Annotated in this window: 18 protein-coding genes; all 18 read right to left on the reverse strand. The window is 38.8% G+C overall.

All coding sequences use genetic code 11. The annotated features are described in order from the left end of the window. On the reverse strand, nucleotides 1–252 hold a 252-nt coding region (locus PBN151_RS32200), incomplete at its 3' end, for a hypothetical protein (RefSeq protein ID WP_227775235.1). Between the two features lie 6 nt (nucleotides 253–258). Next, the gene (locus PBN151_RS29975) at nucleotides 259–1,809 is read right to left on the reverse strand and encodes a hypothetical protein (protein WP_139295464.1); all 1,551 of its coding nucleotides are present in this window, start codon (nucleotides 1,807–1,809) and stop codon (nucleotides 259–261) included. Between the two features lie 100 nt (nucleotides 1,810–1,909). After that, nucleotides 1,910–2,059: a hypothetical protein gene (locus PBN151_RS31645; protein ID WP_175560842.1), complete on the reverse strand. Its 150-nt coding sequence runs from the start codon at nucleotides 2,057–2,059 to the stop codon at nucleotides 1,910–1,912. Between the two features lie 737 nt (nucleotides 2,060–2,796). Further along, nucleotides 2,797–2,991, reverse strand: coding sequence for a hypothetical protein (locus PBN151_RS29980; RefSeq protein ID WP_072732238.1), 195 nt, complete (start codon nucleotides 2,989–2,991; stop codon nucleotides 2,797–2,799). 17 nt (nucleotides 2,992–3,008) lie between these two features. Continuing rightward, complete coding sequence (locus tag PBN151_RS31650; protein WP_175560841.1) at nucleotides 3,009–3,170, reverse strand: hypothetical protein; 162 nt, start codon at nucleotides 3,168–3,170, stop codon at nucleotides 3,009–3,011. Between the two features lie 32 nt (nucleotides 3,171–3,202). Beyond that, complete coding sequence (locus PBN151_RS29985) at nucleotides 3,203–3,397, reverse strand: hypothetical protein (RefSeq protein ID WP_072732239.1); 195 nt, start codon at nucleotides 3,395–3,397, stop codon at nucleotides 3,203–3,205. Next, nucleotides 3,394–3,651, reverse strand: a complete 258-nt coding sequence (locus tag PBN151_RS29990) for a hypothetical protein (RefSeq protein WP_072732240.1) — start codon at nucleotides 3,649–3,651, stop codon at nucleotides 3,394–3,396. The genes PBN151_RS29985 and PBN151_RS29990 overlap by 4 nt, the downstream gene beginning before the upstream one ends. A gap of 78 nt (nucleotides 3,652–3,729) precedes the next feature. Continuing rightward, nucleotides 3,730–3,936, reverse strand: coding sequence for a hypothetical protein (locus tag PBN151_RS29995; RefSeq protein ID WP_072732241.1), 207 nt, complete (start codon nucleotides 3,934–3,936; stop codon nucleotides 3,730–3,732). A 142-nt stretch (nucleotides 3,937–4,078) separates the two neighbouring features. Next, nucleotides 4,079–5,242: a replication initiation factor domain-containing protein gene (locus PBN151_RS30000; RefSeq protein WP_175560843.1), complete on the reverse strand. Its 1,164-nt coding sequence runs from the start codon at nucleotides 5,240–5,242 to the stop codon at nucleotides 4,079–4,081. A 20-nt stretch (nucleotides 5,243–5,262) separates the two neighbouring features. Beyond that, nucleotides 5,263–5,466, reverse strand: a complete 204-nt coding sequence (locus PBN151_RS30005; RefSeq protein WP_072732243.1) for a hypothetical protein — start codon at nucleotides 5,464–5,466, stop codon at nucleotides 5,263–5,265. Between the two features lie 202 nt (nucleotides 5,467–5,668). After that, on the reverse strand, nucleotides 5,669–6,019 hold the full coding sequence (locus PBN151_RS30010; RefSeq protein WP_072732244.1) for a hypothetical protein: 351 nt from the start codon (nucleotides 6,017–6,019) through the stop codon (nucleotides 5,669–5,671). Nucleotides 6,020–6,169: 150 nt separating this feature from the next. Continuing rightward, on the reverse strand, nucleotides 6,170–6,361 hold the full coding sequence (locus tag PBN151_RS30015; RefSeq protein ID WP_072732245.1) for a hypothetical protein: 192 nt from the start codon (nucleotides 6,359–6,361) through the stop codon (nucleotides 6,170–6,172). 110 nt (nucleotides 6,362–6,471) lie between these two features. Continuing rightward, nucleotides 6,472–7,098: a zonular occludens toxin domain-containing protein gene (locus PBN151_RS30020; RefSeq protein WP_370510466.1), complete on the reverse strand. Its 627-nt coding sequence runs from the start codon at nucleotides 7,096–7,098 to the stop codon at nucleotides 6,472–6,474. An 8-nt stretch (nucleotides 7,099–7,106) separates the two neighbouring features. Beyond that, nucleotides 7,107–7,454, reverse strand: coding sequence for a hypothetical protein (locus PBN151_RS30025; RefSeq protein ID WP_072732247.1), 348 nt, complete (start codon nucleotides 7,452–7,454; stop codon nucleotides 7,107–7,109). A gap of 194 nt (nucleotides 7,455–7,648) precedes the next feature. Then, a complete protein-coding gene (locus tag PBN151_RS30030; protein WP_072732248.1) occupies nucleotides 7,649–7,984 on the reverse strand; it encodes a hypothetical protein in 336 nt (111 codons plus the stop codon). Nucleotides 7,985–8,246: 262 nt separating this feature from the next. Then, nucleotides 8,247–8,510: a hypothetical protein gene (locus PBN151_RS30035; RefSeq protein WP_072732249.1), complete on the reverse strand. Its 264-nt coding sequence runs from the start codon at nucleotides 8,508–8,510 to the stop codon at nucleotides 8,247–8,249. After that, nucleotides 8,503–8,946, reverse strand: coding sequence for a hypothetical protein (locus PBN151_RS30040; protein ID WP_072732250.1), 444 nt, complete (start codon nucleotides 8,944–8,946; stop codon nucleotides 8,503–8,505). Before PBN151_RS30040 ends, PBN151_RS30035 begins: the two co-directional genes overlap by 8 nt. A 163-nt stretch (nucleotides 8,947–9,109) precedes the next feature. Next, nucleotides 9,110–10,051 (reverse strand): fibronectin type III domain-containing protein (locus PBN151_RS30045; RefSeq protein ID WP_175560844.1); only part of this gene is annotated, 942 nt, incomplete at its 5' end.

Raw genomic sequence — 10,051 nt, forward strand, 5'->3', positions numbered from 1 at the left:
AAGCTGTCCCAAATCCCATTTAATCGAATTATCTTTTTCCAAATAAAATCGATTCTGGTTGGCAACATAATAATATAAGTTCGTTGTATCAAGTCCCGGAGGCAATTTAGATATTTCATTCGACTGACTAAGCAAACCGGATACATCAGGAGCTGCCGCGGCAGAAATAGGAGCAGCATATACAGAAACTGAGAGACACGAAAATATAACTAATGCCAAGGAAAAAATTTTTATATAACGGATCGTTTTCACTCCTTTCTATGGAGATTTCCAACGCACTTGATATTGCTTAGTGTCCTGGACCATTGGAGCATCTCGTTTCATTTCCGGTTGCCTTATAGGAATAGGATCTTGCTTAAGCACACTGTCCTGTTGTAATGGCTTGTCCTGTTTCATTTCTGGTTGTTTAGCAGGAACAGGGTCTTGCTTAAGCACACTATCCTGTTTTAATAGTGGGTCTTTTGTCATTTCACCCTGCTGTCTAACGACATTGCCATTAGCATCCTTCCATTCCTTTGTAGGCTCAGGAGCTTGAGGAAATGAAGGCGGTGACGGTTCCACACCGTTCGGTCGGAAATAAATGTTGTTATCCTTATACGTACCATTGGGTAAATAATCGGGCCTGAAATCATTTAGGCTAGGGATATGAACACTAGGTCTCTGAACGTCTACAGTAGGTGTCAGATGTCTATTAATGTCCTCAAGAACATTACCTATATGATTCAAGTTTCCGTTCGCTATCTGAAGCTGTACAACCGCATCTGCTGTATTATCTCTGATCTCACTCAGCACAGGCTGAAGGTCATTGATACACTCACAGATTGCCTTTGCAACCTCATTCAGCGCGTTCGTACCACTAGTTATGTCTGCTGGCACATTCACATCTGATTCCTTACCGCCGCCACCAATGATCGTATATGAGCCTTTCGGATCTTCCACCTGATAATGAGTATTGGAAGTCTCTCCGATCTTCTGGCCGTCCTTCCATATTTCATATGATGATGAACCGTCCTGATCCCAATACATAGTTGCCTTTTTCTCTTCTTCTGGACCACAACCGGATACAGATAAACCAGCATTCAAATCATTTCTTACCTTATTCTCGATTCCCGAGCTACAAGCAGGAGAGCTAATCTTATCCGTCCTAATCGATGGAATGGTGTGCTTCACAGCACCGGAAGCATCACGGAGTGTAATGTCATACACACCATTACAAGTCAGATACAAAATGTCTATTCCATCTGCCAATTTGTAACTTTTCGTATAATGAGTTCCGCTGGAAGAAGTGAACTCAATGTGAAGTGTCTCGGCAGACTTGTCATAACCCCAGTAATCAACTCTGTAATTATCTCTTGACGGGAAGTAATATGATTTGTAACCAAATCCCATACTACCCGGCTTCGTATCTGGCTTAATCGGCGTTACTGGTGCTTTAGCTGTAGGCTGAACATTCAAATTTTCTTTTTTTCCAGCGGATTCATAAGAATGAACAACATACTTAGCGTCGTTCTTTCCTGTGGTGGTCATCTGACACTGTATCGAATTAGCAGGAACGGACGGAGTAACATAATATTTTCCACCAAAAGGTGTATCAAGGTTTAATGTCTCTCCAGAATCTGTCGTACAAACACCCTTTACAGTACTAGAATCAGGTGACCTTGAGACGTAAATAATTGATGCTGGATTAGGAAAATTAAGTGTCGTTGATCCGGTATTCGTAACAAAATCAAACGTTCCAGAGACACCTTTCGGTTTTGTGCTACCAAATGTAGTTGGTACCTGTCCCGAATTAAAACTAGCGAAATTCATAGTGTACGTAGCATCTATTACAGATTTAGCCTCAATGGCATTTCCAAACGTCAGGCTAAAAAAAAAGGATAGCAAGCATATGCAAGCTATCCTACGGCGGCTACTCAAAAAGACCTTTCACGCGATTGGCCACATAAAACGCGAGTGGTATTGCCACCGCAAACGCAAGGATGAGCCAGAAACTGGAGAACCAATTTGCCACAGAAGTAGCAACATCACCAAGATCATAAGTTAACGTAACTGTTGGCATTTATTCGCCCCTCACTCTATTCATTATTTTCTTCGCTAAAAACGTCCCAAAAATAACACCAAAAAGGACAACTAGTATCGGCATCATGGTAGACCAATTTAACTGTAAATTAGCAAAGAGATCTCGAATATCAGGGCTATACGGTATTCCTGGCATATTAAGACCCCTTCACATTATTTATAAGTTTCGTGATCAACCAGACACCGAAACTCGCACCGCCAAATAAATAAACTAGCGGCAAGAAACTTGCGAATATGTTAAATGCATATTGCAGAATGCTGGGGATATCTAAATTAAAACTCAGTCCGACCACCCCCACTTACGTAATATCAAAAATATAGAGACAAGACAGCAAACGAAGGTTGGTACAGTCACGATTATCTTTACGGCTATAGGGGACATGAACAAATATGAGAATACATCTGCAAGCATATTCATCTTGATCTATCCCAAATGAGAAGACTAAGAACGAATAAAATTAAGCCCGGAATTATAGCAAAAACCCAACCTAACACTTCTGAAGTCATCATTTAAACATGTCCCTCCATCTGCTGGCTACTGATCCAAGCACCAAAATGATTATGGGCAATGAGAGCAATGCATATTGTTGAATCATTTCACTCTATCCTTCCAAATATAATAAAGTGAAATAAATCCACATGTGAATGTTATACCGAGGCCCATATAGACCCATGTGAAAATTACCGTTAAAAAACATTCCACAAGAAATTTATCAGTCATCGTAAGGCCTCCCATATCCACTTCAAAATGTATAGCACGATCAGCAATCCAAGCAGTATTGCAATAACAGCCTCGCCGTAAGATAATGACTGTATAACACGCAGGGTGCCCGATGGTAGATCAACGAGCTGATAGGAGTCCATAAGTGACGTTATGGAATCCCTTATTTCCGTTAGCAGTTGTTCTATCATTTAGGCACCCCTTTCTTTTAAGCAAACAATCCTTTGACACGATTCGCCACGTAAAACGCAAGGGGAATCGCGACAGCAAACGCAAGAATCAACCAGAAGCTAGAGAACCAGCTTGCTACACCACTTGCAACGTCTGCAAGATTGTATGTAAGCGAAACCGTTGGGATTGTCGGATTCATCGATATATCACCTCCTTTCAGGCACTACAGCCTTAAATTTTTGATGATATATTCAATAAAAATGCAGAGACACCATTCAGATGTGATTGACTATTTTTCAAGGCGACAACTTCATCTTCTGTAAGCTGATCCCCGAACTTCTCAATGATCCAATCAATCTGTGCAATAACTGCATTGTTATTTTCACGACTCTGTACCATTGCCTTTCTTGCTGTTAACTTATTCATACAGCCTTCAAATCCATAAGACTTACCATCATTCGTCCATTGTAAATATTCAACTTCAAAAATGTTTTTACTCTGTCGCCTTTCTTGAAAACAGATGTATTAATGTTAGAACGTTCATTCAACCAAAAAACAGCACTTTCACACGCTAACGGATCACCTAATTTAATCGTGTGATACGAACGTCCATCTTTTTCACCTTTGTTTTCATCTACAAATAACATCACTTTTTCAATAATTTCATCTTGTTTAGTCATTTTCTGACCTCCATTTCAAATAAAATAAGAACATGTTTTCGTCAGCATTTATATTTTAAAAAAAAATGCTAGAAATATCTAGTCCATTTTTTTTGGTTTTTTGTATATTTTACTGAGTTTTCTCTCAATTACTTCCTGTAACGATCCTTCTTTCATTATTTCATCTATCATCCATTTAGGCAGTCGAAGACCAACTCTTTCTTTTCTGTCCTCTTCTGGAATACGGGGTCTAGGAATTATGATCACTTCCTCATGCACATATGAACATCTTTTTAAGCCAAGCATAACAAAAAAGCCACCTCATATATATAATATGAAGGCAGCTTTTTCCATTTGCATATTTTAATGACTTACATAATAAGATATAATATAATTATAACTTAATGAAATAAGGCGCCCAAGCCTTTTTAAAATCGTTCGAAATAAACTAATTTAGTTTGTTTTGGATGATTTTTTTTATGCTCTCTCTTTTATGCTCCAAAGCACTATGTAATCGTATCTGTTGACAACCATATGCATAATCTTTATCATACTGTTCTTTCTTCTTTTCTGCTTCTATCTTAGCTTTCATTTTTTCTATCTGTTCGACATCAAGATCCGTTAATCTTTCGCTACCCTTTTCAATAAGATCCACAATATAGTCCCATCCATACGTATTAAACAGAACAGCCATTGTTCGTGGAGTCTGAGTGTCAACCCACCTTTTACGTCTTTCAATTGTCATCTCTTGAACTGCTTTAGACAGGTAAAGTGGTTCGACATCTCCTAGAAACTTTTCCCAAAAAGGTGCAGTTTTCCAACGTGATTTATTACTATCAGAACCTTTTATGCAAAACCTACAATAACGCTTAAGGATGCCAACAGTTACGGTACCAACATCACCATTATTATTAATAATATGATACGCTGCACTTTGTGCATTCTCATCCCGCAACTGTATCTCTGTACGATTCCAGTACTCTAGTCCTTCTACAAGATCAAGACCTTTAGAACGACGCTCATGATGTTTCTCATAAAATCTAATCCTTACATTTGATGTAGCACTTCCAAGATAAAGTGTTTTACCTTTAGACGATCCATCACCAATTTTATGACTTTCCTGAAAATTCGTTAATTTCATAACGCTACTGATTTCTCCGGCTTTTTGCTTCTTTCGCAATGTTGATAACATATAATATGGCTTCTGTCCCTTAAAAACAATATCATCTACTGCCAAATCAAGACGAGAAAATGTCCCATCACAAAGCAAGATTAATTCTATTAGCTCTAACCATGTAAGTAACTCCAAATTTTCATAGTCACGGCAACCCGAACCCGTTATTTTTATGTGTATACCCATTCCTTCTTTTTTACCTTCTGCATAAACCTCGATATCTGCATCTTTACAGTAGTAACCAACATTATACCTAGTATTTCGGCTATACTCCATTTGCACAAAACTGTCACTTTCCATTCCTAGTAGCTCGAAAACTTCGTAAACGCTGTAGAACTTTTGAAAAGTCCATTCAGCCCAGTCTACACAAGCGATCAACCCACCTTGGAATGTAGAGAGAGCCCCCGTGTTACTATACGGGGGCTGTTCGCCCACCATTTGCATTCTATCACCTCAAATCATCTGATAAGCATAGATTCATAATCCTGTTCCAATGCCAACATATCATCAAAACTAATTTGCTCATCCAAACCTGCAAAGTTAGAAAAATCCTCTCTTACAACTGACTCCCCACAATCAATAGATCCTGCATATCCATCAGACAACATTTCCTCTGAAATCCTGCGCCATTCAGAATACTTTGCTTTCAAATCCTCATTCATTTAAATCGCTCCTTATCTAATAAGTGTCTTCCGAACATAATAAAATATTTTCCTAGATACATATTACACGCTGGGCGGAAATGGGCACTGTAGGTATCCTTTCCCTCTATCCTGAGACGGGCACAATTATGTATTCTTGCTTCATTTTGAACTCGAATTGGCGTAAATGGGGATATATCCCCATGCCCCTAACGTGTCGTATCTATTTCTTTTTCAAATCCATGTAAATTTTTAATGTTTCCTTGTCAATATTGGTTGATCTTTGATAATGATCCAAAAGAAACATGAACATTTCTTTGATATTCAAATCTAATTCTTGGGCCTTTTCTGAAAACAAGGGTTTCAACGAACCAACATCAACATAATTTGACTCTATCCGTTCCTGCTCTTCCTTACGTTTCCGCTGGTCTGTAAGCTTCTGTGATTCGTTGCGGTCAAAATAGTCGAACAGATACTGTACCGCACTATACTGTGTCTTAAGCCTATAATCCGCCATAAACTGCTCAATGCGTGCCTTGAGCTCGTCCGGAACTTGAATCGGCGATCTACTCATGTCATCACTCCGTATACATAATAGTCATCCCTGGATCAAGCAGCTGCATTTTAATGTATACATTTTTGAAGCCTGGCAGCTCCTGCAGCGTGCTTTTCTGTATACAATTAATCAATCTGGATCCATCTGCAGATGATCTTTTTGTATACACTATTTTGCTTTCAACCGACTTTGATACGAATCATGCACCTGACGGAAATAATCCCCCGCGCTACCTGCATAGCCTGAATGAATCAAGCTTTCGACTTTTTCCCATTCTTCCTCTGGTAATGTGATGCTAATGACACGTCTTTCGCCAATTCTCGGACGACCTCTACCTCTTTTGCCAGCAACTGTTTTCATAATCTATCATCTCCTTACTTTTAAAACGTTGCTTTTATTAAATTATACCATATAATCGAATATTAGCAACGTTTATTTGATAGATTAATAGACAATTTTAAAATTTTTTTCTACATCATTCGCGCTTGGGCTTCCAACGTCGGAGCCGTTTTCAGCCCTGTCGCTATGTAGTATTGATCGTTCAATTGTTTGAGTTCATTAATAAATAAGTGGTATTCTTCTTTTTTTTCTGGGAATACCATAGGACTAACCATCTTATATGTGTCGTATATCGATGGAGCTATTTGAAACGCTTTAGGCTTAGATATACTAATCGTCTTTAAAAAGCGAGACGATTGAAGATCCCACATATGATAACTGAATTTGGTTTTCTTCTTCTCAACGTGGCAATATACATTTGCCACAGCTCGGACGCGCGAATCCAAATTTTCCACGGATGGAGTCGCTAAAAAAATGGTTGTACGCAACTTACGCAAATAAAAAATCAAATGCGTAAAGTACTTGGAAACATTAGTAGTACTATTCCGAGCATCTAAATCTATATGGGCTTCATCCAAACAAACAATGCTACTCGGCTTTTCGGTGAGACTAAGGAATTTGGTGTAATGATCAAATTGTTCCCCGCCGATTAAGCCATAATTGCTATAAAGGCTACAACCGGATCTTTCTTGAAAATATCTGGCCATGATACTCATTCCAAGTGTTTTACCAGAACCCATGTATCCGTCAAAAATCATTAGCTGCACTACTTAACACCATCCTTTATGCCCATCGGAACGCCAGCAGCGTTGGCCGGGTTAGCATTCGCCTTTAACAACTGTCCTAGCTTCGCGTTACCCTTGATACGATCAGCAAGCGTAAGCTTATTGGTCATATCGTAATAACGCTTCACAGGCGTCATTTGAGACCGCACAGAGCCAATATGAACTGCAAGATCAGACAAACCTGCCTCCTGTAACTGGAACAATGCCTGAGCTTGATAGGCGGTCAGGGGAACCCCATGCATCCTAATAAAATCTAATACCTCAATCATTTCATTTTCTGTGGAAGTCTCCAGTAACTCAGATGTCATTATGTCTTGCACGGTTTCCATGTAATCTTCCTCCTGTCACAATGTAAAATGCTATCTGTTGAGATAACATGCACGTAATAGCAATCAAAATAATAGAAACAAATCGACTATAATTCAGCAAAAAAGCCAAACCACTCGTTTTCATAGAAACAGCAGTAGTAAAAGCAGAAACTATAAAAAATGAAATCAAAATTATAAGTCTCACATGATCACCCCTAACGAAAAATAATAAGCATAACGACAATGATATACGGAAATATTTTCATCCAATCAATCTTGCCGTCGTTCGTGTTAAATTCGAATGCACGTTTAAGCGCTACCGATCGTCTAAGCTCTCGCAACTTCTCTGCCTCAACCTTTGCTGGAAGATCAACATTATACATGTAGGTCAAACCACCTTGAGCATCTACATAAATAGTTGCATCCTCTTTTCGAAGCAATCCAAGGGACGTTTCCAATGCTTGTGCTGATTCGTCGCGGACGGGAACAATCTGAATGTTATGACCTTCAACTACAATTGCCCGATCTGTTTTTCTATTCACATTAATCATTACAACACCTCGTATACAGATTATTCATTCCTGGATCCGGCTGCCGCTCGTTTTTGTATACGTTTCGTTCCTGGTAATCGAGCTGCCGGCTAAACTTTTGTATACATTTTTCAATGCCCGGCTTGCTGCAGCTGCACTTTTATGTATACATTTAACGTCTGAACTTCTTATAAATCCACAAAGATGGCAGCACACAAAACATAAATACCGATATACCAATAGCTGCGCCAATTTCAAAAAATACTTTAAATGTATTCATAAGTCACCACCATTTCACCATGTCCTTAAACTTGCGGAAAACACCAATATTCGTAGCGATCAGAAATGTGATCCCATAAATAAAAGCAAACATGCATGCTGTTACAATAAAACTTTTCCATTGCGGCCCTAACCATGACACGTAACCCAGATAATTATCCAAATTCAATACTTGAGCAGCTGGAACAAACAAATCACTCAAATATTTTTTGGTATCGGTCAGCCATCCGGTTACAGGATGAAACAAGGTATCTATAAAATCACGCATCGGCATGCACCTCTCCAGAAATCAATTTCAGCATGCGCATTGCGAACCAAACCCAAAGGACTGCAATAAATAGCAGCGGCACAACCGTCATAAATCCAATAGGCTCCAAAATCTGCTCAACAACAACTTTTATGCCTGTACTCATGCTGGATGGATAGGATACTGTGTGATTGAATTGCAGACTTAACATGGACTTAAAGTTGAGTAATAATCCATAAATCAGACTGCCTACAAGCTGGAATAAAGCCACGAACAGCTGAACAATCAGAACCAACACTTCGAAAAGCTTGTATATGAAATAGAAGATTCCTTCTATAAGTTGCAACAGAAATGACAACGGCTTTGCCAACAACGAGAACAATCCGGAAAACATATCTCCCAAGAAAGACAATCCACTGCTAAACCATCTGGCCAAAGTATCGGCGAACCAATTCATAGTGTAAATATCTCCTTGATTCCTTTAATAACCGCAAAGGTAGCCATTATGCAAAATGATAAGAACAATACAGGCTGAAATGGATCAATAACGCTTTGCAACGATATCACAATATCCGTGAGGGTAACCATATTAACCTCCTTTAGAGGGGAAATCATCCCCTCTATGCAAATAATCCTTTGACTCGATTTCCAACGTAGAATGATAAAGGAATAGCAACACTAAACGCTAAAATCAACCATATACCACTGAACCAATGCGCTATACCATCTACTATGTCTTTCAAACTATACATAAACTTAACAGGTGGTATGGACTTTGAATCTGGCACAGCATACACAGGTAATGACAGTAAAGATTCATTGCCGCTTTTATCAACTGCTGATATTTCGACCTTATACTGAGTACCGTTAGTCAATCCACGAACCGTGTATGATGTTGATTTAATTAGCGACGAATTTACTTTTTTACCATCAACATAGACGTTGTAACCGTCCAAATCTGGTTCTGTATTAGGCTTCCAATTAACCGTAAAACTTTCAAAATGATTACTAACATAAACACTCTGAACAACACTAGGTGGCGTAGTATCCTTCTTAACCGGAGTATGCAATTTAAGAGCTCCAGACTTAGGATATTCCGTTCCTTTTTCAACGTAACTCACTTGGTACTTATAATCATTGTCAGGCTGCAGATTCAAATCTTCATAACTTGTATTTTTCGTTTCCGCAATACGAACATCATCCCGATAGATATAGTACTTTTCTGCACCATTCTGAGCTTTCCAAGAAAACTTAACTTTTTCAGCCTCAAGAACGTCTTCTTTCAAATCATACTGAGGAATGACGGTAACACCTGACTTTACACCACGAATGTTCGCAACACTCACGCGAAACAACTGTGGTCCAGTGTTATAAAGCTTTACAAATCTCGCACCTTTAACATCAACATCCTTGAAATCAATGGTTTGAGCAATTTCCTTAGTCATTCGAATTTCTTTGACTAACTGATCGCTATTGTCATAGAAAGCAAAGTAAATTCCAGACGTTAACAATGGATCGTAAACACCATAATCGCTATAAAACATCAGTTTATTAATGTCGTA

Origin of the sequence: Paenibacillus sp. NAIST15-1 (genome assembly GCF_001894745.1) — a bacterium.
GTDB lineage: Bacteria > Bacillota > Bacilli > Paenibacillales > Paenibacillaceae > Paenibacillus_B > Paenibacillus_B suaedae.